At 61.4% G+C, this 23,808-nt stretch carries 17 protein-coding genes; 3 read left to right on the top strand and 14 right to left on the bottom strand.

Features of this window, described 5'->3' with window-relative positions; genetic code table 11:
• Positions 1-89: 89 nt before the first annotated feature.
• Complete coding sequence (locus FJW03_RS02230; RefSeq protein WP_140760396.1) at positions 90-1,586, top strand: HAL/PAL/TAL family ammonia-lyase; 1,497 nt, start codon at positions 90-92, stop codon at positions 1,584-1,586.
• 51 nt (positions 1,587-1,637) lie between these two features.
• Here the strand turns inward: FJW03_RS02230 and FJW03_RS02225 are convergent, their stop codons facing one another.
• The 4 genes from FJW03_RS02225 to glmS form a co-directional block, all read right to left on the bottom strand.
• On the bottom strand, positions 1,638-3,077 hold the full coding sequence (locus tag FJW03_RS02225) for an NAD(P)-dependent oxidoreductase (RefSeq protein ID WP_140760395.1): 1,440 nt from the start codon (positions 3,075-3,077) through the stop codon (positions 1,638-1,640).
• A gap of 192 nt (positions 3,078-3,269) precedes the next feature.
• Positions 3,270-4,730 (bottom strand): DHA2 family efflux MFS transporter permease subunit, encoded by a 1,461-nt coding sequence (locus FJW03_RS02220; RefSeq protein WP_140760393.1) that lies wholly within the window; start codon positions 4,728-4,730, stop codon positions 3,270-3,272.
• A 393-nt stretch (positions 4,731-5,123) separates the two neighbouring features.
• On the bottom strand, positions 5,124-5,912 hold the full coding sequence (locus tag FJW03_RS02215) for an ABC transporter ATP-binding protein (protein WP_226890567.1): 789 nt from the start codon (positions 5,910-5,912) through the stop codon (positions 5,124-5,126).
• A 74-nt stretch (positions 5,913-5,986) separates the two neighbouring features.
• Positions 5,987-7,810, bottom strand: a complete 1,824-nt coding sequence (gene glmS / locus FJW03_RS02210) for a glutamine--fructose-6-phosphate transaminase (isomerizing) (RefSeq protein ID WP_140767520.1) — start codon at positions 7,808-7,810, stop codon at positions 5,987-5,989.
• 623 nt (positions 7,811-8,433) lie between these two features.
• On the opposite strand from glmS, the gene FJW03_RS02205 reads away from it, so the two are divergent.
• Complete coding sequence (locus tag FJW03_RS02205; protein ID WP_140766160.1) at positions 8,434-9,855, top strand: hypothetical protein; 1,422 nt, start codon at positions 8,434-8,436, stop codon at positions 9,853-9,855.
• A 142-nt stretch (positions 9,856-9,997) separates the two neighbouring features.
• Here FJW03_RS02205 and FJW03_RS02200 read toward each other — a convergent pair whose 3' ends face one another.
• From FJW03_RS02200 to FJW03_RS02160, 9 genes are all read right to left on the bottom strand, one after another.
• A complete protein-coding gene (locus FJW03_RS02200; protein WP_140612168.1) occupies positions 9,998-11,341 on the bottom strand; it encodes an HlyD family type I secretion periplasmic adaptor subunit in 1,344 nt (447 codons plus the stop codon).
• 26 nt (positions 11,342-11,367) lie between these two features.
• The gene (locus tag FJW03_RS02195) at positions 11,368-13,122 is read right to left on the bottom strand and encodes a type I secretion system permease/ATPase (RefSeq protein WP_140766159.1); all 1,755 of its coding nucleotides are present in this window, start codon (positions 13,120-13,122) and stop codon (positions 11,368-11,370) included.
• Positions 13,123-13,479: 357 nt separating this feature from the next.
• The gene (locus tag FJW03_RS02190; RefSeq protein ID WP_226890564.1) at positions 13,480-14,391 is read right to left on the bottom strand and encodes a class I SAM-dependent methyltransferase; all 912 of its coding nucleotides are present in this window, start codon (positions 14,389-14,391) and stop codon (positions 13,480-13,482) included.
• 87 nt (positions 14,392-14,478) lie between these two features.
• Entirely contained in the window at positions 14,479-15,738 is a 1,260-nt protein-coding gene (locus FJW03_RS02185) for a polysaccharide biosynthesis/export family protein (protein ID WP_140766165.1), read from the bottom strand.
• Positions 15,725-17,002, bottom strand: coding sequence for a hypothetical protein (locus FJW03_RS02180; RefSeq protein WP_140766158.1), 1,278 nt, complete (start codon positions 17,000-17,002; stop codon positions 15,725-15,727). The genes FJW03_RS02185 and FJW03_RS02180 overlap by 14 nt, the downstream gene beginning before the upstream one ends.
• A complete protein-coding gene (locus tag FJW03_RS02175) occupies positions 16,999-18,003 on the bottom strand; it encodes an SDR family NAD(P)-dependent oxidoreductase (RefSeq protein ID WP_140766157.1) in 1,005 nt (334 codons plus the stop codon). The genes FJW03_RS02180 and FJW03_RS02175 overlap by 4 nt, the downstream gene beginning before the upstream one ends.
• 45 nt (positions 18,004-18,048) lie before the next feature.
• On the bottom strand, positions 18,049-18,723 hold the full coding sequence (locus FJW03_RS02170) for a sugar transferase (RefSeq protein WP_140612104.1): 675 nt from the start codon (positions 18,721-18,723) through the stop codon (positions 18,049-18,051).
• Positions 18,720-19,856, bottom strand: coding sequence for a DegT/DnrJ/EryC1/StrS family aminotransferase (locus tag FJW03_RS02165; protein ID WP_140766156.1), 1,137 nt, complete (start codon positions 19,854-19,856; stop codon positions 18,720-18,722). Before FJW03_RS02165 ends, FJW03_RS02170 begins: the two co-directional genes overlap by 4 nt.
• Positions 19,857-19,903: 47 nt before the next feature.
• The gene (locus FJW03_RS02160; protein WP_140612108.1) at positions 19,904-20,626 is read right to left on the bottom strand and encodes a nucleotidyltransferase family protein; all 723 of its coding nucleotides are present in this window, start codon (positions 20,624-20,626) and stop codon (positions 19,904-19,906) included.
• 562 nt (positions 20,627-21,188) lie between these two features.
• On the opposite strand from FJW03_RS02160, the gene FJW03_RS02155 reads away from it, so the two are divergent.
• Positions 21,189-21,866 carry a LuxR C-terminal-related transcriptional regulator gene (locus FJW03_RS02155; protein ID WP_140612110.1) on the top strand — a complete coding sequence of 226 codons (678 nt, stop codon included), beginning with the start codon at positions 21,189-21,191 and terminating at the stop codon, positions 21,864-21,866.
• A gap of 95 nt (positions 21,867-21,961) precedes the next feature.
• Here the strand turns inward: FJW03_RS02155 and FJW03_RS02150 are convergent, their stop codons facing one another.
• Complete coding sequence (locus FJW03_RS02150) at positions 21,962-23,704, bottom strand: PAS domain S-box protein (protein ID WP_140766155.1); 1,743 nt, start codon at positions 23,702-23,704, stop codon at positions 21,962-21,964.
• Between the last annotated feature and the right edge of the window lie 104 nt (positions 23,705-23,808).

The raw sequence follows: 23,808 nt of genomic DNA, 5'->3' as shown, positions 1-23,808 counted from the left end.
TGGCTTGCACTCCAGCCAGCAAGCCGCCACAAACAGTGAGGCCCGCCGCGCCGCTGGTCCGGGCATCTGGTCACGGGTACAGGCGAGACATGACAGCCCGGATGATACTGCTCAACGCCAAGCCGCTCGGTGTGGCCGACGTCGCCGAGATCGCACGGCGCAACGCCCGGCTTATGCTCGGCGAGGCAGCGATGCGCCGCATCCGGGCGAGCCGGGCGCTGATCGAGCACCTGACGCAGCTCGGCAAACCGATGTATGGCGTCACCACCGGCCTCGGCGCCTGTGTCGACACGCCGCTCGCCGAGGCCGATCTGATCGCCTTTCAGCATAGCGTGCCGCTCAGCCACAGCATGGGCATCGGCCCCGCCCTTCCGACCGAGGCAGTGCGGGCGCTGATGACCGCACGCATCTCGGGCATGGCCGCCGGCGGCACCGGCACCTCCGAACGCGTGGTCTTGGGCCTTATGGCGGCGCTCAACGCCGGCGTCCATCCGGTGATCCCCACTTGGGGATCGATCGGCGCGGCCGACCTTGCCCATCTCGGGCATATGGCGCGAGCGCTGCGCGGCGAGGGCGAAGCGGAATTCCAGGGCCGGATCATGCCATCGGCCGAGGCGCTAACGCTGGCCGGACTGGAGCCGCTCGACCTGCGCGAGAAGGACGGCCACGCCCTCATCGTCGCCAACAGCCTGTCGACCGGAACGGCCTGCCTGTGCCTCGAAGACGTCGCCCATCTTATCGACTGGGGCTTGGCCGCCGTGGCTCTCAACTACGAGGCGTTCCGCTCCTCCCTCAGCGCGATCGACGAGGATGCCCTGGCCGCGCGGCCGGCCTTCGGCCAGCGCGAGATCGGCGCTCGGCTGCGCACGGAGCTGGCGGGCAGCGGCCTGTGGAAGGACAAGGCGGCGCGGCGCCTACAGGACCCGCTCAGCTATCGCTGCGTGCCGCAGGTCTGGGGCGGCCTGCTTCATGCGTTCGAACAGGCAAGGCTGGCGACCGAAATCGAACTGACCCATTCCGGCGACAATCCCGTGATCCTGCCGCAAGACGAGCGGGTGGTTTCGAACGGCAATTTCGACCTCACGGCATTCACGCTTGCCTGGGAACAGCTCGGCCAGGCGCTCGCGCATTGCGCGGTCGGCACCGCCAATCGCTGCATGAAACTGATGTCTCCGACAACAGCTGAACTGCCACGCTTCCTGTCGGCCAGGGGCGGCAGCCGCCAGGGCTATGCCGAACTGCAGAAACCCCTGGCCGCGCTGGAAGCCGAGATCCGGCATCTCGCCAACCCAATGTCGCTCAGCCCGCTTGCCGTTGCGGATGGGATCGAGGATCAGTCGTCGATGGCGCCCCGAGTGGTGGCCAAGACTGACGAGATCATCGAGCGCCTGCGCTATCTCGTTGCCATGGAGCTGATCTTCGCGGCCACCGGCGTGGAGTTGCGCGGCGTCGTCGACAGCATGGGCGAAGGGCCGCAGCGCACCTTCGCCGCCGTACGTGCGCTTGTCAGTCCACTCGATGACGACCGCGAGATGAGCACCGATATGACACGGATTGCTCGGATGGTGGCCGGTCCCCGCTACTGAGGCAGCGTCCTTCCGCCTGAAGCCTTTAAACCTCCGCAGCGGCAGGTCGAGTTATTGGTAAGGGCCTCTGAGATTCAGTTTCTCGGCCAACAGGCAGAAACGGTCGATCGACCGGACAAGCTCTTCGCCTTGCTCGGCAACAATCCCGCCACGCTCGGCAGTTGGCGTTTCCGACAGCGCCTTCCACAACCGGCTTTGCCGGTCACAGAGATCCGCCAGCTCGGTGCAGTCGTGGGAGGTCAGTTTCAAAAGATGGGACTCCGTCACCGGTCCGATGCCGGGAGGCGTCGTCATTCCAAGGGAGACATAGCCCGGCGGCACGGAGCCCTTGGCATTCGTCACCGCTTTGCGGCAGATGACATCGAACAGCTGGTCGACGGCCTGTTTGGCGCCGGCGACGCGCGAAGGATGGTCGGTGTCGGCCGCGGCATGGGGCAGAAGTTCGAGCTTGGCGCCATGCCTCTCGACGAGGTCGAGATAAGGCAGCATCGGACCGGACAGACCGCCGGTCGAGGCATCGCTGAACAGGTCGGCATCGATGGCGGCGTGGCTTAGCCGGCCGGAGGACAGGGCGTCGTCAAGCGCCTCGATATCAACAAGCTCACCGCGATCGTAGTTGACCAGCACCGCGCCATTCTTCATGCGGGACAGGACATCCGCGGCGACGATTCCGGCATTGGCGTAGCGGCCGGTCTGCGCGTCCTGCTTGCCCAGGCCGACATGGACGCTGAGCACATCGGCCCCCTCGGCCGCTTCGGCCGGGCTCGCCGCATAGACAAATCCCTCTGCTTCTATCCAGTCCCGGTGCCGAGGCCGTGCGTGGATCACCACGCGCATGCCGAAGGCACGGGCGAGCTTCGCCACCTCGCGGCCGATATTGCCATAGCCGATGATCGCCATCGTCTTGCCTTCGAGCTTTTCGGTGGGGAAATCCCGCAATTCCCTGCCGGTGTCGAAGGCGCCGCGCGCCACCAGGTCGTGCAGCATATCGACCGGGAGATCCGGCAGGACTTTCAGGATCGCCTTCATCGCCATCTGCGCCGTGGCGCGGCTGTTGATGCCGGGCGTGTTCATCAGCACCGCCGTGCCGCCCTCGCCGCTGCCGCCACCCCAGGAGCCCGAGCCCATATTGCCGGTGCCAGCGCCGATGCGCACGCCGGCCAGCGGGAAGACGGTCTCGGCTGGCAGGAAGGTCGCCGCCGCGATGACGGCGTCATAGCGCCCCTCCCCCGCGGCCTCGATCAGCTCTTCCCTGGTGCTGAGGTCCGGCTGGTAGAAGAAATGCACACGGCCACGCTCAAGCTCCGCTTTGTCTCCGAGCGACGATGAGTGAAAGCGGCCCCCCTTGGCTTCGATATGGGCGCGGACTTCGCTCGGGTCAGGCTTGCCGTCCGGCCCGAAGCGCAGGCCGACCAGATCGCAGATCAGCACGGCGTAGCTGCTTTGCGGGTCGATTGGCTCCACGGCCTGCATGCTGGTCTCTGCGGTCACGGCGTTTCCCCCATACAAGAACGGCAAAGCCTGCTGCGACAGCAGGGCTGCCCTGAACAATCAGAACCTATCAGCCCGGAAAGGTGTCAGATCGATCGCAGGCGGCAAACCGGCGGCAAGTTGCGACACGTCCGTGACGAACGCTTCAACGAGAGCGGCGCCGCACGGTTTTTGAGCGAACGGATTGTTCCACTATCCTTGCCGGGATGATTTGCGTGATCTGCCGATGTGACCACTGACCTGCACGCCGTCCTCGGCGCGCAGGTACAGAAAGCCGGGAATGGATATGAGCGGGATGATCGCGGTCAGCAGGAACACCTGATGGAACCGTTCCGGCGTCAGGACGTGGCTTTCCCCTGCAATCAGGCCCAGCAGCATGGCGGCGACCGAAACGCCCAGCGAAACGCTAAGCTGCTGCAGCACGCCGCCCAGGCTGGTGGCGCGGCTGAGCTTGTCCGCCGGCAGATCCGCGTAGGACAGGGTGTTGGAGGTCATGAACTGCGCCGACCGGACGACGCCGAACAGGAAGACATAGAAGCCGATCATCCAATGCGGCGTATCGGCACTCATCAAGGCGAAGCCCGCCACGGTAGCGGAACCCACGATCGCGCTGCCGATCAGCACGACTTTGAAGCCGACGCGCCGCAGCAGCGGCGACAGCATTGGCCGCATGAGCAGCGCGCCGAAGCTGCCGACGAATGTCAGCGAACCTGAGGTGACCGGGCTCATGCCAAAGCCGACCTGAAGCATCAGCGGCAGGAGGAACGGGGCGCCGTTGAGACCGACGCGGCACAGGCCCCCCGCCAGCGTGCCGACCCAGAACGAGCGAAATCGAAACAGCGTCAGGTCGACAGCCGGCGCCACGACGCGGCGCGCATAGCGCCCGAAGGCGAGCAGCAGCAGGACGGCCGCAGCCAACACCAGCACCGTCGTGAAGGCGGGAATGATCGGGCGGCCGATATTCTCCAGCCCGAACTGCAGTAACGCCACGCCGCATCCCACCATCAGAAATCCGGCGAAGTCGAAGCGCTCCACCGCCTCCTGGTGGAAATCGTCGACGAAGCGCAGCGCCGCCAGAATGCCAAGACAGCCAAACGGCAGGTTGACATAGAATATCCAGCGCCACGACGCGTAGGTGGTCAGCAGGCCGCCGAGCAGCGGCCCGATGATCGGCCCCATGATGGCCGGCAAGGTCGTGTAGGTCATGGCGGTGATCAGGCCGCTGCGTGGAGAGCTGCGCAGCAGGATCAGCCGCCCGACCGGCGTCATCATGGCGCCGCCAAGTCCTTGCAGCGCGCGCATGGCCAGCAGCATGCCGAAACTGTTCGCTATGCCGCACAGCGCGGAGCCAAGGGTGAAGGTGAAAAGCGCCAGGGCGAACACCCTGCGCGCGCCGAACCTGTCGGCGAACCAGCCGCTGACGGGAATGAACACGGCGAGCGTCAGGATGTAGGTGGTGATCGCCAGATTCAGCCGGACCGGCGTCGTATCCAGACTTTGCGCCATGGCCGGGATCGCGGTGGTGATGATGGTGGAATCGAGCTGTTCCATCAGAAAGGCGATGGCGACGATGATCGGGATGATCAACCTCAGCCTCGGGTCGCGCTCGGTGGCAAATAGAGGCTGTTCCAATGCTCTGGCCAATTCCGTCATGCAGGCGGTTCATATGCCTTGGCGAAAGGCTGGCATCCGCGACCAACCAGCCGGGGCGGGATCACTTGGCGCGTTTTATGGTCCGACAAATGCAGCAGCGACAATGAATTCTTACCGGACGGTGGTCAAAAAATCTTGAGCGCGGACAGAGGGCGAGGAAAGCAGCGATCGCGTCAAGAAGGATGGTCCAAAGACATTAGGCATTCAGCGTCAGGCATTCAGCGTTCCTATTTCGTGAAGGAACGTCTGGGGCGGCAGGCCGTTTTTCCTGTGCATGTCTCGTAGGAACAGGAGGCATCTTCATGAAACGGCGTCTGATGCTCGCCAGCGGCGCTATCGTGCTGGCCGCCGCGAGCGCGATTTCATTTACCTCCATCGCCGATGCGGCGGCTGTCAGGTACCACTTTGTCCATACCGCGGTTCATCGCCACAACGGACATCGGTACGTCGTACAACGGCAACATCCAAACCCTCGCGTGTGGGTTGGCGGCGGTTGGACAGGCGACAATTGGACCGGCGACAATGGCTGGATGGACAGCTACTACAATGGCTACGGCAGCTACCATGGATTCGTCGGCGACTTTTGTGGAACCATCGAATGGACGCTCGGCCTGTGCGGTCCCCACGGTCCTTGATCCCTGATCCCCAGACCCCGGCCAGTTGACCAGACGGGCGGATGCTATGCCATTTCGGGACGCCTTGACGCCTCTGAGTCAGCAATTCCTGCATCTGATGCCGGGTCAAGGCATCGAGCGCGCCAAAGGGCTCGTCCATCAGGAGCATCTTGGGGCGATAGGAAAGCGCACGCGCAATGGCGACGCGCTGTTTCATGCCGCCCGACAATTCGGACGGATAGCGGTCCGCACTCTGCGACAGCTTGACGAGGTCGAGATGCTTGAGCGAGATCTCGCGGCAGGCCGACCGGTCATAGCCCGCGGCCTTGAGGGCAAACTCGATGTTCTGCCGCGCCGTCAGCCAGGGAAGCAGCGTGTAGGACTGGAAGACGACGCCACGGTCGAGACCCGGCTGCAGGATCGGGGCACCGTCGATGCTGAGTTCGCCGGCGTCGAAGTCCTGCAGTCCGGCCACGATCGACAGCAACGTGCTCTTGCCGCAACCCGATATGCCGACAAGCGAGACGAACTCGTTGTCGGCTAGATCAAGATTGATGTCGCGCAGCACTTCCGTGCGCCGCTCTCCCGTGCCGAAGCTCTTGTGGAGGCCTGCTCCGCCCGAGGATGACGAAAGGATGAAACCTACTCCACCGTCACCGACTTCGCCAGGTTGCGCGGCTGGTCGACATCGGTGCCCATGAACACGGCGGTGAAGTAGGCCAGCATCTGGATCGGCAGCGCGTAGATGATCGGCGAGATGATTTCGGGCACGTCCGGCAGCACGATCGTCTCCATCGTGGTCACGCTCGCCTGCGCCGCTCCCCTGGCGTCGGTGATCAGGATGATCTTGCCGCCGCGCGCCGCCACCTCCTGCATGTTCGACACCGTCTTTTCGAAGATGCGGTCATGCGGGGCAATGACGATGACCGGCATGTTCTCGTCGATCAGCGCGATCGGCCCGTGCTTCAGTTCGCCGGCCGCATAGCCTTCGGCGTGGATGTAGGAGATTTCCTTGAGCTTCAGCGCCCCTTCCATGGCCAGCGGGAAATTGGTGTCGCGGCCGAGATAGAGCACATCGGAATAGCGTGACAGGTCCCGCGCGATGCGTTCGATCTGCGCCTCGAGCTTGAGCACCTGGTTGGCATAGCGCGGTGCTTCCGAAAGCGCCCGCACCAGGGTCTTTTCCTCATCCGTCGAGATCGCGCCGCGCGCCACGCCGGCGCGCACCGCAAGCGAGGCCAGCACCGACAGCTGGCAGGTGAAGGCCTTGGTCGAGGCGACGCCGATCTCGGGACCGGCAAGTGTGGGCAGCACGACGTCGGATTCGCGCGCCATGGTCGATTCGCGCACATTGACCACGGCGCCGATCTTCATGCCGGCCTTGCGGCAGTAGCGCAGCGAGGCCAGCGTGTCGGCGGTCTCGCCCGACTGCGAGATGAAGAAGGCGGCATCGTTGCCCGACAGCGGCATCTCGCGATAGCGGAACTCCGAGGCGACATCGATGTCGACCGGCAGCCGCGCATAGCGTTCGAACCAGTATTTGCCGATCAGGCCGGCGAGATAGGCGGTGCCGCAGGCCGAGATCGCCAGCCGGCCGATCTTGGCGAAATCGAACGGCAGGTCGAGCGGCTTCGAGACGCCGGAGACGAAATCGACATAGTGGGCCAGCGTATGCGAGATCACCTCGGGCTGTTCATGGATTTCCTTCTCCATGAAATGGCGGCGGTTGCCCTTGTCGACCATGAAGCTGGTCGACAGCGATTGCTGGCGCTTGCGGTCGACCTTTTTGCCGCCGATGTCGAAGATGGCGACGCCGTCGCGGCGCACCACCGCCCAGTCGCCGTCCTCAAGATAGGTGATCGAATTGGTGAACGGGGCGAGCGCGATGGCGTCGGAGCCCAAAAACATCTCGCCATCGCCATGGCCGACGGCGAGCGGCGGCCCGTTGCGGGCGCCGACGATCAGGTTGTCGTCGCCCCTGAACATGATGGCCAGCGCAAAGGCGCCCTCCAGCCGCTTCAGCGCCTGGTGCGCGGCCTCGACCGGCTGCAGCCCCCTGGCCATCTCGCGCGCCACCAGATGGGCGACGACCTCGGTGTCGGTCTGCGAGGCGAAGGAATAGCCGTCGCGCGTCAGCTCGTCGCGCAGTTCGGCGAAATTCTCGATGATGCCGTTGTGGACGATGGCCACGCCTTCGGAGAAATGCGGATGCGCGTTGGTCTCGTTGGGCACGCCATGCGTTGCCCAGCGCGTGTGGCCGATGCCGATGGTGCCGTCGAGCGGCTCGTCCCTGAGTCGGCGCTCGAGATTGACCAGCTTGCCCTCGGCGCGCCGGCGGGCAAGCTTGCCACGCTCGACGGTGGCGATGCCGGCCGAATCATAGCCGCGATATTCCAGACGCTTCAGCGCAGCGACGATGAGCGGCGCAACCTGTGAGTGGCCGACGATCCCAACGATACCGCACATGGCGTTGCCTCCATAGCCGGCAGAATCCCGGCCTTATTGCCGTAAAAGCCCACATTATCCTTCCTTGATAACGGGCTGATCGTTCATTTGAAGGAGCCCAATGCGTTAATCGGAGCCCGGACTCTCGTGCTTGAAACCGGCTGATCCAAGTGGACGCTGGTCCGGGGCTGGGGCCTGACGTAGTTGGTTGAGTGGTGCCTATCGCGACGGCAGTGTTCGTTTGAATGATGCGCGTTCATCGAATGAGGTGCAGGGTGGCTCAGCCGGCAAACCAAAACACACCCAACCGCCGGTTAGGCCCGGCCGCCTGATGCCCCCCTCCAAGAGGCTGTCGGGCCGCCCGATAAAGCGGCGCTGAATTCAGGCAACAGGTGACGTCAGGATGAACGCAAGAAGGGCTGCCTGACGCGAGAGCCTCCAGGCAGCCCTTGCAGGTGATCGACCACCATCAAACCCCAGGCCTGCCTCGCGAGTTCTCGACGATTCCTGCGGTGACAGCGCTAGATCGCCGGAGCTTGGCATCGTTTGATTGCACGAAGACGCTCAACGGATCTCCCGATACAAAGGGTATCTCAGTCCGCGTGCCTTGCTGGGTCCAGGCATGCCGTAGGGGGATGTAGGGCATGAAGCTCAGGGATCTGATCAGGCGAGCCGATAACGCGGAGAAGTCATTCGAGGAACTCGAAGCTGACTTGGCGGACGCCGTCGACGAGTGCATTGGTTTGGATGACCTGTCGGCGCCGGCAGAGAACGATGTCCTGGGCGAGGCGTCCATGGAGCAGGACGAGGGCGCGCAAACCGAAGACGACGCGAGCACCTCGAAAACCGCGCGACGGCTGACCTCTCATACGCAGAGCCGTATGGCCGCCTTGACGTCCTTCGATGGGCTGTTTCGCGATGCGAAGGTCCATTTCGAGGACATCAACGCGAGACTGTCGGAGATCGCAAGCACGCATCACCTGACCCGCGAATTCTTCCATATCCTTCACGCCGACATTCTCCGCGCCAACGAACTGGAACTGACGAATCAGAGCCTGACGGCGGAGCAAAGGGTCCTGTCGGACAAGCTCAATGACCTGAACCGAAGGCAGCATGAGCGGGAAAGCATTGTGGAGACTTTGCAGCAGCGCGAGACAAGCCTGGTTCAAGACAGCGAGGCGCTTCGCGGCGCACTGGCCGCGGCAAGGCTGGAACTCGTGGAAGCAGCGAACGCGAACGCAAAAAGCGAAGCGGAATTTGGAGACCTCACAAACACGCTTGCCGCCGTAACCGTCGAGGCTGACAGGCGCGCGCGCGAAAACAAACTGCTGCGGGAAAAGAATGTCAGCCTGTCGATCGACCTCGAAAAGGCGCTAAAGCGGGAAGATGAAGCGCGGCACAGACTCGACGCCTTCTCCACGATCCACGCCAACGAAGCGGCGCGAAACTCCGAAATGCTGGGTGCGCTCGGCAGGAGCGAAAAGGAAGCGACACGGCTCCATACGTCGCTTGAGGTCGCCCAGGCAAAACTGTCGGAGGTGACGGAAGCCGCCCGTATCACGGAGGCGGACAAGAACGCCGAGATCGAGCGCTACCGTGCCGAGATCAGAGGATTGCGTTCCGAGATTCAGAACCTCCAGTCGCGACTGGAGGTCGCGTCAAGCGCAAATAAAGAAGCCTCGGATGAGATCGCCAAGCTCAAGCATCAATGGAGCGACGCCGTGGCGGAAAAGCAGGTCGCGGATGAAAGGTTGGCTGCTCTCACCAAGGAGGCCGAAACCGACAAGCAGAACCTTTCGAAGCTAACCGCCAATTTCTCACAGCTTTCACTGCAGCAGGCGTCCGATCAGATACAACTCGATATCCGCCGGCAGGAATGCGAAGACCTGCGGGCCGAAATTGCATTGGTCAACGCCCGGATCAGGGAATTGCTACCCTTTGAGAGACTCCATGTGGCCACAAACGGCTTGCCGCACAAGATCGATGTGGCCAAGGCTCCCGTAACGGCAGAGCGAACAGCGCGGGCCGCGCGCCGCGTTCGTCGCAGGGCGCTCACCGGGTCTTAGAGCGGTTCAGCGTTTGATAGAATCGTTGATCCGCTCTAACTCCTTGTTTTTACATAGTTTCGGACGGAAAGCCGCTACGCACTTTTTCCTGGATTGCTCCAGGGGGAAGAGGCGCTCGTATTTGCGGCTCGCTTCCGGTGGTTCATTGGCGGAAGGCCCTCGACATCTGATCCGTGAGCGGCTTCAGCAGATAGGACCAGACGCTGCGTTCGTCGGTGCTTATATGAACCTCCGCCGGCATGCCTGGTTTGAGCACCTTGGCATCGGTCAGGCAGGCCGCCTTGTTCTCGACGTTGATACGCGCCGAGAAATACGAGAGCTGGCGCTGTTGATCCTTGATCAGATCGGCAGAGATGCGTTTGACCGATCCCTGGCAAGCAGGCGTGGTGCCGGAATCGAAAGCCGGAAAACGGATCGAGACCCGCTGGCCTGGTCGAATGTCATCTATGCGTGAGGGAGGAATCAGCGCGTCGACGACGAGGTTGTCGGCGTCGGGAACAATCATCATGAGCACTTCCCCAGGAGCGATCACGCCGCCGATTGTGTGGATGGTGGATTCCTGCACCGTTCCCGATTGCGGAGCGCGGATGGTGGTTTTGGTCAACTCGTCTTGCGCCACAACCTTGCGCTCATTGAGTTCGGTCTGCTTGGCTTCCGTTTCGCGTAGCTCGCTGGTTACCTCACTGCGCCTTTGTTCATCGAGCTGAAGAATTTGCAATTCGGTCTCGCTGATCCGGGCCTGCGCCTCGGCGACCGCCGCCGCGAGACGCCCTGACTCTCCGTGCGCCCGGGTGGCATCCAACCTGATGTTGCTCAGCCGCTCCTTGGACACCAGTTTTTTGGAAAAAAGCGCCTGGACGTCGACAAGATCCGCGTCCAGCAGGGTCACGGATTGATCTTCCGCGGCCTGCTGTGCCTTGAGGCCATCGATCTGGCGTTCAAGTTGTTTTGAGCGGCTTTGCAACTGCGCCTTCTGCCCCGTCAACGCGGCAGCGCGGCTTTCGAACAGGGCGCGTTCGCCGCTGACGAGTGCAGCCAGTTCCGGGTCGCCCATCCGCGTCTGAAGGCTGGACGGAAGCTGCATATCCGGCAGGCCTTGCCGCTCGGCTTCCAGCCGCGCAAGACGAACGGTCGCGCGATCGAGGTCCTCACTGATTATCTGCAGATTGGCCCGAGTCAGCGTGTCGTCCAGCCTGGCCACCACATCGCCCGCCCGCACATGGTCTCCATCTTGCGCGAAGATACCGCCGATGGTGCCGCCGTTCAGATGCTGGACTTTCTTGATATTGGTTTCGACCACCACCGTGGCAGGCGCAATCACCGCGCCGGCGATTTTGGTCAAACCGAGCCAAAGCCCTCCGCCGGCGATCAACAGAACCGTGACCGCGACGCCCAGGATCAGGTTGGCCCGGATATCATCCCGCGCATCGGCCGAACTGGCCTCGGTCCTTCGGCTACCATCGCCAATCGGCGCATATGAGAACATCGTCGCGTCAGACATGGAACAGGACCTCACGCATGACCGCTCACCCCTTTCTGCATCGGGACCACCGACGCTGGCCGTTCAGCGGCCGAGGGGAAGGGCCGGATCACGTTGGCCAGGACCTCCTCGCGCGAGCCAAAGGAGTGCAGCATGCCATTCGACATTACGAGTACCTTGTCGATATTGGTAAGGGCGGAAGGACGGTGCGCGACAACGATGACGATGCCTCCGCGCCGGCGTACCGCCAGGATCGCGCCGGCCAGGGCGGCATCGCCGTCAACATCCAGGTTTGAATTCGGCTCGTCGAGGACGACAAGAAACGGGTCGCCATAAAGTGCCCTGGCAAGTCCGACAAGTTGCCTCTGTCCGGCCGACAGGGCCGCCCCTCCCTCGCCTACCCGTGTTTGAAAACCATCCGGCAAGCGCATGATCATCTTGTCGATGCCCGCGGCCCTGGCAGCAGCCAGCACGCCCTTGGCGTCGCCCTTGCCGCCAAATCGCGAAATATTATCGGCAACCGTTCCATCAAACAGTTCAACATCTTGCGGCAGGTAGCCGATATGAGCGCCAAGCTGTTCCTGGCCCCATTGGTCGAGCGAGGCCTCGTCCAGCCTTACCGTTCCGCGAAGCGGTTGCCACACACCCACCAAGGCGCGCACCAGCGTGGTCTTGCCAGAGCCGCTTGGGCCAACAATAGCCATCCCTGCTCCCCCGGACAGGTGGAAGCTGACGTTGGTGACGGTCGGCCTTTGCTGACCGGGCGGGACTATGGTCAACTCCTCGACCGCAAGCATTGCGTGTGGACGCGGCAGTTCCATGAGTTCGCCCTGGCTGCCGAAGGCGGCCAACGCCGCCGCCAGCTGTGAATAGCTTTGCCGGAACGCCACAAACCCCCTCCAGTTTGCGATGGCCGCGTCAACCGGGGCCAACGAGCGGCCCAGCAGTATGGAAGATGCTATGATCACACCGGGGGACGCTTCACCCCCGATCACGAGATAGGCACCTAGCCCCAGAACGCAGGATTGCAAAGCCATCCGCAGCGCCCGCGACAGGGAACCGGTGGCGCCGACAATATCGGAGAGCTGTTCCTGGTGCGTGAGATATGATTGATTGATCTCGGCCCAGCGACGGGCGAGCCGTCCGGAAAGGCCCATCGCGCGCACAACCTCCGCGTTGCGGCGGCCGGAATCGGCAAGGGTCCGTTGCGACACAAGTGTCTCGGACGCGCGCGCCGCAGGTCCGCGGCCAAGGATCTCCGCCACCACGGTGAGCAGTACGACCACAATCGCACCGCTCGCTGCCAGCAGACCGAGCGAAGGATGCAGGAGATAGATGACCAGCAGATAGAACGGTATCCACGGGGCGTCGAAGATGACGGTCGGTCCCAATCCGGAAAGGAAGCCGCGCAACTGATCCAGGTCACGAAGTGGCTGTATCCGGCTCGCATCCTGCCCGCCGATAAGCGGCAAGGAGAGCGAGAGGCCGAAGACCTTTTGCTGCAGATTTCTGTGGAGGCGATTGCCGATCCGAACCAGGAGGCGAAGCCGCACGAAATCCAGCAACCCGTAGACCGCGTAAAGGCCCAGCATTCCGATGGTAAATCCGACAAGTGTCGGAATGCTCTGCGAAGGCAAAACGCGATCGTAGATTTGCAGCATATAGACGGAGCCGGTCAGGGCGAGAATGTTTATGACCGCCGAGAACAGGCCAACACCTATCAGCCCAGGCGCAGTGCCAAGCATGGCGGCGCGCAGATCGGGCGAGCGTCTTCCACCGGGGGTCATGACCTGCGACCTTTGGCAAAAAATAGTCGCGCAGGCCCATCGGCTCCGACGGCCATGGACAAATTTTTGGTTTTCAGGAGCGTTGTCCCTCTTTGCTTTCTAACATTACGCCCCGCTAACGTATGTGCCCTTCGGTCAAAATGCAGCGAAATCGTGACGCCAGCCAGAGAAACCCGAAACTGACGCGTCAAATCGGGGGAAAACCGCCATCTAGGGTGTTCCGGAAGCCTGGATCGATAGCGTTCCAGTCAATGAGAGCGACGCCGCATTATCTTTTTTGGGGGGGTGATTCGCTCTGCGGGCGGGCCGGGTTCCCGGCTCGTAGCCATTTCACCGGGCCATTTGCGATTCCGTTTTCTAGCGCTTCTTCGCAACAACCAGGAAATGCTGCGCCAGTTGTCCGGGGATGCGAAGAGTTCTGGACGCCTTCTCGAAAGGCTCCATCAACGCCTCGCACAGCCCTGGCAAGAGGCGTCCCGGCCGGGGCAGATAACCGTAAGGTATCACCTCCTCGACGAGGAATCCCGACGCGGTCAGGAGCTCCTTGAACCTCGCTTCGCTTAGCGTGTTGCGAATTGTGCGTCCAAACAACCGGTTGAGCAGCCGACAGACCAGGCCAACGGGCGACGTCGCGTTCATGTGAATATTGCACACCAGCCGTCCGCCGTCTTTCAGCTGCAGATTTATCGCTCTCAGCGCCTCCTGTTTCAGTCGATCCTCCGCATTCAGAAAGAAGCGAAATGCCGTTACGATATCGAAGGTCTCGTCGAGGGATTCCATTGTCATATCGATGTGAAGCAGCCTCACATTGTGGGGAACCCGCGCGCAGGCAAGCATGGATTTGGAGACGTCGACGCCGACCACTTCGCCGAAGAGCCCAGCCGCGACATTGGTAATGCGACCTGTTCCGCATGCGAAATCGAGGCACTTTCGGTCGGCTCCACCCATTGGGCCAAGAACACCCAGGATCAGGGGCCTTTCGATTTTATCCCACAGCGCGCCGTAATAGCCGGATTCGTGCGTTTTGTTGTAATGCGCGCCATAGCCCCGCGCGCAATGGCTGGCTCTGTAGTTGTCCGACGCCCGGTCGCCTTGCGTGTGGACCTTCTGGTTGGACGTCAGGTCCTGCCAGAGTCCAGGTCCACCGGTCCGGGACTCGATCAAGGGATTTTGCACCGCCAAAGACGGATCGAAAGCATAACTTGCCGGCTGGGCCATTTGAGCCGCGTTCATCGACCGCGTCGGCTTTCGCTTGGAATTGAGCCTCACCAGGATCTCCCGTTCGGTTCTGTTCGACTGCCTGATCGAACAGTGAGTTTCCCAAGCCCGTTTCTATCGGCCAACGATCGTGGCCGCCTACCGGATTGCCGCGCTCTGCAGATCACTGCTGAACTTGGCCTCGACGGTATCTCCTGGCATCACGATCGTGTCCTCGTCGGCCGAGAGTTTGCGCCACTCATCGCCGACCTTGCGCACGATGGTGACCTGGGCCCGGATCGTTTCGCCGGCCATCGGCAATGGCTGGGCCGATGCTCCGCTCGGTTGCAGCTTTTCGCTGGCGGCGTGGAGTTTGGCGGTGACGTCGGCGAGCCTCGCGTTGGTGTCCTTCAGATCCGTCAGCAAGCCAATCCTCCTCTGATTGTCATTGCGTTCGTGCTGCCTGACGTAGTCCTCCTGCTGGCGTCGCGCCCTCATGAGCTCCACCGATGTCTGAAGTGCGCCGCTTGAAGACAGAAGCAAGGCGCGCCGGACGTCCGCGAGCCGGTTGTTGGTCAGGTTGCCTGACTCAAACACCTTTGTGACGCGCGCAAGGTCTTCCTGATCCGCCTTCACACCCTCGGCCTCGACCTGTTCGCGCTTCTGCAAAACGTCGATCTGATCGGCCGCATCCTTTTCGCCCTTCTCGAGAAAAGTCTGCTCCTGCTGGAAATCGCCCAGCGCAATCTTCAGCGCATCCGCTTCAGCCTGGGCGATCGCGGCTCCGATGCTAGGCGAAAGAGGCGATCCCTGTGGGGTCTGCTTGTCGAAGTCCGCCTGGTCCTGAAGTTCGGCGCGGATACGGGCGGCGTGAAAATAATCCTTGGTGTAGTCGCCCCAAAGCGTTTCGTAATCGCGCCTGAGGTCAACCGGATCGGGTCCGGTCTGGCCTGCCCGCGACCGCAAAAGGCTGAAGCCGCCGGAGACGGCGAGCGCCTGCCGTACGGTCATGAGCGGACGATAGGCCTGCTGTCCCGGTGTGAGCACGTCGCCCATCACGTAGATCGGACGGTAGTCGGCGATGACGGCGGTGACGTCGCTTGGCTGGACGACAACCATTTGCTCCCGTCCATCGGGCAGGCGCGCATGAAAAATCTTGGTCGGCAGCAGCGCCTGCATGCGCGTCTGCAATTGAGACGCCGTCAGGCCCGCGACCATGACCATCCCGACTTCGGGAAGGGCGATATTGCCGTCCATCTGGACCACGGCGCGCTGCGTTCGCTCCGGAATCGGCGCTATCCCTATCTCGACGGTATCGCCAGGTGACAGTTGATAGGGCCCGACGTCGCCCGCGGCGGCCATCGATGTCAGGGACATCACGGCAACGGAAGCAAGAACGGTTCGTTTAGTGAAGGCCATTTGTAACAATCTCCTTCTGGTTCGACACCTGCTGCCAAGGCCATTCAACACGAGCAACGAAATCGTACACCGGGCCGCCAGGCACGCCCCAATTGCTAGACCAGACCACCTGTGAGCCATCTGGAGATGGCGAGGCATGCGTCTCGTTCCAGTAGTCGAACTGCGCGTTCTGCGTGTTGACGATAGGGCGGACCTCTCCGCTGCCGTCCGTGCGCAGCGCGATGACCTGCTGCGCATAGGGCGCCCAATCCTGGTGCTTCGACACTTCGGCCGATGTCCCGCCATAGCTCAGAAACACCCAGCCGGGCCTGTCCAGGGACCTGAGGGACGCATGCATGGCCTCGCCGTACTTCATCAGCGAGGTGACCTTGCCGTCGGTCAACCTGCGTTTGATCACCTGATACTTGTCGGGGTCCGATTTGCTGATCCCGACATAGATTTCGGCGCCGTCGGCATCGACCGTCATGTCGCCGTGACCGGGCCGGTGATGCTCTGTCCACTTCTGGCGCAAGACGCCATCGATCGAAAAGATGAAGCTCGGTTCGTTGCCGTCCGGCAATTCCTGGGAACACAGAATGTTGATCCCGAGCGGGGAGATCGAGCAGGCGTTGGTGGCCCCCGGAAGTTGCGCAAGATCGATATCCGGGAATTTCTGCCGCAGCTTGAGGTCATAGCCAAAGACCACCGCTTTGCCGTCATTACGCGTTGCACGCACCGCGATGCGGTTGCCGTCTCGGCTCGGATTGCCCTTGTAGGGCCCGAACTGCAGATTGCGATAGGCTGCCGAGACGAACACGATATCCTCGTGATTGGTGCGTGGCGCCCAGGTGGAAATCCGCCGGCCACCAACGCAAATCATCAGGTTGGGATCCTTGGGATGCCATTCGCATTCGGTCGAGCGGTCGCGGCGGAACAATGGAACGTAGGTATGCCCATCGAGAAAGCACATGGCACCACAACCGTTGACGATAAGGAGAAGACTCTGGTCCGCGTTCCAGGCCTGGGCGCTTGAATAACGGTGGGTGCAGTATTTCTTGCCGCATACAATCCCGTGGCCGAGGATTCCGGGTCTGGTGATCCGCACGATCGCGGTGCCGAACACCGCATCCTTTGTTTCGCGCAGATAGTCAGGCAGGTTCTTCGCCGCCGGTGCGGCCGACTGCTCCGATACGCTGCTTGCCCGTCCGCCGGCCGTATAGATATCGAGGAATACGGCACCGGCGATCAGCAACAGCGCCAAAACATGCCGGCGGAGCAGGATCATGTCATATAACCCTTTTCGCGCCGTACCCGGCCTTCGCTAAGGCGCGCCCGCCACCATGCGATCGTTCGCTGCAACCCGTCGCGCAGGCTGGTCTGCGCCCGCCATCCAGCCTCACTCTCAAAGCGCGAGGAATCCGCGAGCAAGGCGCGAACCTCCGAATTTTGCGGCCGCAGACGGCTTTCGTCGCGATGGACCGGTTTTTTGGAACCGCTCAACTCGAGGACAAGATCCAACACGTCGGAGATGGTCACGGCGCGTTGGCTGCCGGCATTGTAGGCGTGGCCGAATTCAAGCCCGGCCAGGCCCGCGGTCAGGAACGCCGCCGCGGTGTCCTCGACAAAGGTCAGGTCGCGGATCGGGCTTGTGTCGCCGACCATGATCGCCGGGCAGTTCGGATCGAGGGCCTGCCGGATGATGGTCGGCACGATGGCGCGCTCACTCTGACGAGGACCATATGTGTTGAACGGCCGCATGATCACGACCGGGAGGTCAAACGACCTGGCGTAGGATTCCGCCATCATGTCGGCACCGATCTTGGAGGCCGAATATGGCGACTGTCCCTGTAGTGGATGAGTCTCACGGATAGGCATGGTCAGGGCGGTTCCATAGACCTCGCTCGTGGAGGTATGCACCACTCGCTCCGTCTCCCACTGGCGCGCCGCTTCGAGGACGTTCACCGTGCCCAGGATGTTGGTTTCCACATAGGACTGGGCAGCCGCATAGGAGTATGGAATCGCGATAAGGGCAGCCAGATGAAACACAACGGCCTGACCACGCATGATCCGGTTCAGGAACGCGCAGTCGCGGACATCACCGCGGACAAGATTCAGCCGGCTCCGAATGTTGTCCGGCAAATCGTCCAGCCACCCGTGGCTGTCGAAGGAATTGTAGAGCGCCAGAGCCGTGACATCCGCCCCGTTGCGAACGAGCGCTTCGGTGAGATGCGAGCCGATAAACCCATCCGCGCCCGTCACCAGAACTTTCTTGCCGTTGTAACTCATGACCGCGCATTCCCTTGGCTGACTGGGGGGCTTCCCATTTGGGTTTCATACGTCGATCGGCGGTGATGGAACCCAGCCGACAACAGCCAGAAAGCCGCGCAGCATCCAGACGATGTCGGAGACGATGGTGCGCTGCGGATAGTAGGAAAGGTCGAGTTTGGCCTTGGCGGGAAACATAACCTCCCGGTAGAACAGGATCGGATCCACGGATTGTGGAAAGAAATGCGCCTCGTGCCGGAAAAGAACCTGGGTCGGGCCCAGCAGGCCAGGCTTGTATTGCAGGACGGCCTCCAGGCCACCTCGGAAACAATCGGCGAACGCCAGGCTCTCGGGTCGCGGCCCGACGATCGCCATCTCGCCTTTGAGGACATTCCACAGCTGTGGCAACTCGTCGAACTTTGTCGCGGCGAGGAACCGGCCCACCGTCGTCATGCGGCTGTCGCCCACGACGGTCAGCGCGAACCCATGGGGGCTGCAGTCCACGCCAAACTTGCGGAATTTGTACATACGGAAGGGTTGGCCACCCACGCCCATGCGGGTCTGTACGAACAAGACGGAGCGGCCGCCTTCGAGCAGAAGCGCTACGGCAATCAGCAGCATCAGCGGTGCCAAAATGACAATTGCGGCGCCTGCGACGGCAAGATCGATGGCACGTCTCGCGAAGCCATGCGTGCGGTTTGAGACGAGACGCCGGTGAAAGGAAAGGTCCGTCGCATTCATGCCGCAGTTCCTGTTTGAGCGCCGCTGTTGAGCGCGGCTGCGAGCGCGGCCACAACCGCCTCGGCGACAGGCGAAGTGATCTGGGGGTGCAGTGGAATTGTCAGCTCTCGCTGAGCAAAATCCTCTGTCCGCGGCAGATTGGTGCCGGGATAACGCTCACGATAGAATGTCATCTGGTGCACCGGTGGATAATGAATCGTGGTCTGTATGCCCTGAGTCCGCAGTTCATCGATAATGTCCTGCCGCCTCGCATAGCGCGGCAAAAGGATCGGCATGATGTGGTAAGCCGACGTCCGGGGTTCGCTGAAGGGAATTGTCACCGCAGGGCAACGTTCTGCGATGAGGCGCTGGTACAGGACGGCCAGGATACGCCTGATTTCGTTCCACTCCTGCAGATTCTCGAGTTGAACCAGTCCAATCGCCGCGCGCAGCTCATCCATGCGGTAGTTGAAGCCAAGCATGGTGACATCATATTGCGGGGTGCGACTGTTCAGCCGCTGATGCGTCCCTGTGGTCATCCCATGCCCGCGGGCCTGGCGAACCCGGTCGAGCAGATCGGGGTCGCGGGCAATCACGGCTCCCCCTTCCGCCGTCGTCATGTTCTTGTTGCCATAGAAACTGAAGGCAGCAGCGGCGCCGAATGTCCCCACCGACCTCAAGCCGGGAGCATGCGCGGCATCCTCGATGATATGCAGCCCTCGGGCACGGGCGAATCGTTGCCATTGTTCCCGATTGGCGAGATAGCCCGCGAAGTGAACAAGAATGACCGCCTTTGTGCGTGGCGTGCACCGCGCTTCGGCTTCCGCAATCGACATCAACGGCACGTCGACCGACTCGATATCGACAAAGACCGGCGTCGCCCCGACATACAGCACCGCATTGGCGGTCGCCACAAAGGTCAGCGACGGCACCAGCACCTCGTCGCCCGGGCCAATTCCCAATGCATGCAGGATGAGATGAAGCGCCGCGGTACAGGAACCGACCGCAACGCAATCCTGCGCGCCATGCATGTCGGCAAAGGCCCGTTCGAAAGCTCTTACCCGCTCTCCCATTGTAAGCCAGCCGCTATCAATCACTTTTGATAGAGCTGCCTTCTCCGGCACGCCTAGGATCGGGGCGCTCACCAAGAGCATCTTGACCTCCTGAACTCTTATTTACGGTTCGGCCTCATCTGAATTCTCTATGCGGCCGCGGCGGCGACCTCGATTGAGGTCGACTGCTCTTCCCAGGAAATCGCCTGTGCATTCTGGAAGTCGTCAACGCGACCGATATCGAGCCAGAGACCGTCGTGCTTGTACACATGCACGGTCGTGCCGCCCTGCATCATCTGGAGCATCAGGTCATCGAACCCGAATGGTATGCCCGAAGGAATGAACCGCAGGACGTCCGGGTTCATGCAGTAGATCCCCATGCTGACGAGATGGGAAAGTGTCGGCTTTTCCCGAAAGAGCTGAACGGCATTGTCGATCTCGTCGATGACGCCGAAGTCCATCTTGATCAGCCGGCAGGCCGTGGCGATCGTAACCGGATCCTTGTGCAAACGGTGCGCGGCGACAAACCGGCTGAGGCTTAGATCGGTGAGAACATCGCCGTTGAGCACGACAAATGTATCGTTCAGTTCATCCCTGATCAGGGAGAGAGGCCCGATGGTGCCGAGCGGCTCCATTTCCTGTGTGTATCTGATCTTCAGATTCCATTGCGATCCGTCGCCGCAGACGCTGCGGATCAGGTGCCCGAGATAGCCGGTCGTGATATAAACCTCTTCTATGCCGTTGCGCCGCAGCCACTTCAGAAGCAACTCAAGAACCGGCCGAGCCCCTATCGGCATCAAGGGTTTCGGCAAGACCGACGTGAAAGGCCGAAGGCGCGTACCCATCCCACCGCATTGAATCACCGCTTTCATCCGATCCTCCTGATTTGCAGTTGGCCGTATCCGGGCATTCGTGTTCGAGTTCATCCGGATCCGGCACCCGGTCAGATCCGATCCGACCCTCGGCGGCAATCCGAACATCATGAGTGAAGGTATGTGACCGCCGGGGTGGCTGTCGTCGTGCATTCGAATGGCAACGATCCGACGCGTTTCCGGTAGTAAATAGCCGCGAGGTCAAGGGCAGATCTAAGCGTTCAGGACCTGACCGTGAGACGAACGAAGCTCGCATGTGTTATGCCGGCATCAATAGGCTGTACGGCCCACTGGTCCGGACATCGGAACCGGGCACCCGGTATGGTTCGGGAGGCAGGCACCTCACGCGAAAGTTAAGAAAAAATAACAGAAGCTTTTTCGCAATTTAGGACTATATTAGCCATACTTGATATCTTCGGATGGGAGCGCCGTGGATATCATCGTGATGTCATGACCAGTGGTTGGCTGCGATTTTGGGACACCGCGGCTCGGTTCATCACAGAGTAATGGGAGGCTTCAGCGGGTTTTCTCGTCGGAGCCGAGCAAGTGTTGGGGTAGTTCAATGTATCGGATCGTCATCGCCGACGATCACGGCTTGTATCGGCGCGGCCTTCGGCTGGCACTCACGGCTGGAATTCCAAGTGCCGAAATTTTCGAGGCTGCGTGTTTCGACGCCGTGGTCAGTCTTCTCGAGGAGCAGGCATCCATCGATCTTGCGATCCTCGATTTAAATATGCCCGGACTGTTTCATCAGGAAGTTCTTGGCGACGTTCTGTCCGCCTATCCTGATACACGCTTCGCGATCGTTTCGGGGGACGATTCGCGCTCTGAGATATTGACCGCTCTTTCGATCGGACTTCACGGTTACATCGTCAAATCTCAGAGGGATGAAGAAGTTGTGATGGCCGTCAACGAGATCCTGTCGGGACGGATCTACGTGCCGGCGCTCTTGTCCCGGACGTCGGCCGGACAGAGATCCTACGCCCCGCAGTCCTCCGCGAAAAATCCGACCCGTCAGCGCGTGAACTCAGGCAACCTCGCTAGACTGACATCGAGGCAGAAGGACGTCCTCAAGCTGATGGCGGAAGGGTATTCGAACAAGGAGATCGCCCGCAATCTGGATATTGCCGAAGCGACAACGAAAATCCATGCAGCTGCCATTCTGCGCGAGCTTGGGGTGCGGAACCGGACTGAAGCAGCGGTTTTGCTGCAAACCTGGCTATCGAAAGATGTGACCTGATGCCTGTCGCCCATGGCGGGCAACTGCGTTGGGAACGGGACATCCCAAGGATGAAAACCTAAAGCGCCACGAGACCGTTTCACGGACGACACATTCTACAGTTCGATTTCCTTTCGTGACAGCCGTAACGAATATCGCAGTCCGTGCTCCGATATTTCCAGTTTCGGGGAATGACCGACGAGCGGCGCGCCGTCCACGCCGATGATCATGGAGCCGAAACCGTGGCGCACGACGCCTGAATTGTTGCGGTGTCCTGATTCCACCCAGTCTAGGACGACATCATCACCTGCGCCGTCGGATGCGAACTCCCACTTTACGTCGACCTTGCCTTGCGGATTACCCAGCGCGCCGTATTTCACCGAATTGGTCGTCAGTTCGTGAAGAACCATTGCCAAGCTCTCGGCGGCGCCAACTGGCACGACAATGGAGGGGCCGCTGATCGTTATGTCACGGGTCTCCTTGAAGGGTCGCAATTCCTGCTCCACGAGATCGTGGAGCATCCCTGAAATACTGCTATGACCTGACAGGAGCAGATGCGTCGCTTCCAGCGTTTTGATCCGATCGACCAGCATCTCCTTGTATTTGGCAACGTCGTTCTCGGGAACATTGATCATCTTCACCAGTGCTGTGATCACTGGGAACAGGTTGCTGAACCGATGGCGTTCTTCGCGCATGATGCGCTCGCGTTTCTTTACGGCCGCGCGCAGAAGCGTGGTTTGTCGGCGCTCGGTGAGATCGGCAGCCACACCGATGCGCAACTGGCGATCGCCGTGTCTTTCCTGGCGTCCGCGCAGAGCGATCCAGCGCACATGACCGTCCGTCCGCCGGACACGGACCTCGACGTCGTAGTTCACCGCCGAAGAGGGTTTGGTCGAAGCCGCCAGCTTCGGCCAATCGGCCGGATGAATCACGGCCGAGAGCTCTTCCAAGCGGCGGACGGGCGTTGGCGGCAGACCGAGAATGTCCCAGAACTTGTCGGAGCCTGCGACTGTCCCCTCCTTGAGGTCGATTTGCCATGTTCCCAGGCGTCCGGCAGACAAAGCGAGATCAAGCCACTCCTTCTGAGCCCGGAGCGCCTCGCGAGCCGCTCGTCGCTCCGAAATGTCGTCAACCACCACGAACACGCTCTCGGTGGAGACCTCATCAGGCCGCGATGAAGACACGGCCAGACGCGCCCAGAATATCTTGCCGTCCTTTCTCAGCAGGCGGATGTCCGCGGCGGACGATGCGGCGCCACTGTCCACGTCTCTCAACAACTCCCGCACGGCATCTCGATCGTCGGGAAGAACAAGTGCCTCGAGCGGTTGCTGGGCAAGTTCCCGTTCCGCGTAGCCTGTCATCTCACAGAGGCGTCTGTTCGATTGCAGCAGTTCGCCGCGTCGATTGGTGTTTGCAAAACCCAAGGCGGCACGTTCGAAAGCCAAGCGATAACGGCTCTCGGCCGCATCGATGGCGGCAAGCCTCGCCTCCGCAACCTCAAGCGCCCCACGCAAATCCTGTCGCAGGCGGTGGAACACAAGCGCTATCAGGCCGCCCGAGACCACAAGGAAGATGGCGCGGGTCCAATCTTCGGCAGAGAGTTGAGCGTTCAGGACGCGTCGTACCCACAAGCCGAGGGCGGCCATAAGAAGCGTCGCAACGATGCCAGCCAAACGGCCTTCGAGGTATACAACGACAATAATAGCAGGAATAGACGCCATAAACGCCGTGTCCTGGCCAACATATACCGTACTTGTTACTTCGAATATTATTGATACTGCCAGCACCAATAGGGAAGCCACATGAGCTAACGGGGTGCCTGACACGTTCGATTCCAGCCAACGCAGATGCGAACCCATGCCCAAGACTACAACCTTCCGTCTAGCCCGTCGAGACTAGGCCGCGAGGGGGCAGCCTAATCCCACTGCTGGATTGCCACGCCTTTGCCGGGGACTAGAATCAT

Origin of the sequence: Mesorhizobium sp. B4-1-4, assembly GCF_006439395.2 — a bacterium.
In the GTDB taxonomy this organism is placed as follows: domain Bacteria; phylum Pseudomonadota; class Alphaproteobacteria; order Rhizobiales; family Rhizobiaceae; genus Mesorhizobium.
Note: the sequence above shows the minus strand (reverse complement) of the source record. Positions and strands in the feature narration are given on the sequence as shown.

Excerpts from the sequence above, each read along its gene's own strand:
- FJW03_RS02230 (WP_140760396.1), top strand. The coding sequence starts at position 90 with ATGACAGCCCGGATGATACTGCTCAACGCCAAGCCGCTCGGTGTGGCC.
- FJW03_RS02170 (WP_140612104.1), bottom strand. The coding sequence starts at position 18,723 with ATGAATGCGACGGACCTTTCCTTTCACCGGCGTCTCGTCTCAAACCGC.
- FJW03_RS02175 (WP_140766157.1), bottom strand. The coding sequence starts at position 18,003 with ATGAGTTACAACGGCAAGAAAGTTCTGGTGACGGGCGCGGATGGGTTT.
- FJW03_RS02200 (WP_140612168.1), bottom strand. The coding sequence starts at position 11,341 with ATGTTCTCATATGCGCCGATTGGCGATGGTAGCCGAAGGACCGAGGCC.
- FJW03_RS02220 (WP_140760393.1), bottom strand. The coding sequence starts at position 4,730 with ATGACGGAATTGGCCAGAGCATTGGAACAGCCTCTATTTGCCACCGAG.
- FJW03_RS02195 (WP_140766159.1), bottom strand. The coding sequence starts at position 13,122 with ATGACCCCCGGTGGAAGACGCTCGCCCGATCTGCGCGCCGCCATGCTT.
- FJW03_RS02165 (WP_140766156.1), bottom strand. The coding sequence starts at position 19,856 with ATGCTCTTGGTGAGCGCCCCGATCCTAGGCGTGCCGGAGAAGGCAGCT.
- FJW03_RS02160 (WP_140612108.1), bottom strand. The coding sequence starts at position 20,626 with ATGAAAGCGGTGATTCAATGCGGTGGGATGGGTACGCGCCTTCGGCCT.
- glmS (WP_140767520.1), bottom strand. The coding sequence starts at position 7,810 with ATGTGCGGTATCGTTGGGATCGTCGGCCACTCACAGGTTGCGCCGCTC.
- FJW03_RS02180 (WP_140766158.1), bottom strand. The coding sequence starts at position 17,002 with ATGATCCTGCTCCGCCGGCATGTTTTGGCGCTGTTGCTGATCGCCGGT.
- FJW03_RS02150 (WP_140766155.1), bottom strand. The coding sequence starts at position 23,704 with ATGGGTTCGCATCTGCGTTGGCTGGAATCGAACGTGTCAGGCACCCCG.
- FJW03_RS02185 (WP_140766165.1), bottom strand. The coding sequence starts at position 15,738 with ATGGCCTTCACTAAACGAACCGTTCTTGCTTCCGTTGCCGTGATGTCC.
- FJW03_RS02155 (WP_140612110.1), top strand. The coding sequence starts at position 21,189 with ATGTATCGGATCGTCATCGCCGACGATCACGGCTTGTATCGGCGCGGC.
- FJW03_RS02205 (WP_140766160.1), top strand. The coding sequence starts at position 8,434 with ATGAAGCTCAGGGATCTGATCAGGCGAGCCGATAACGCGGAGAAGTCA.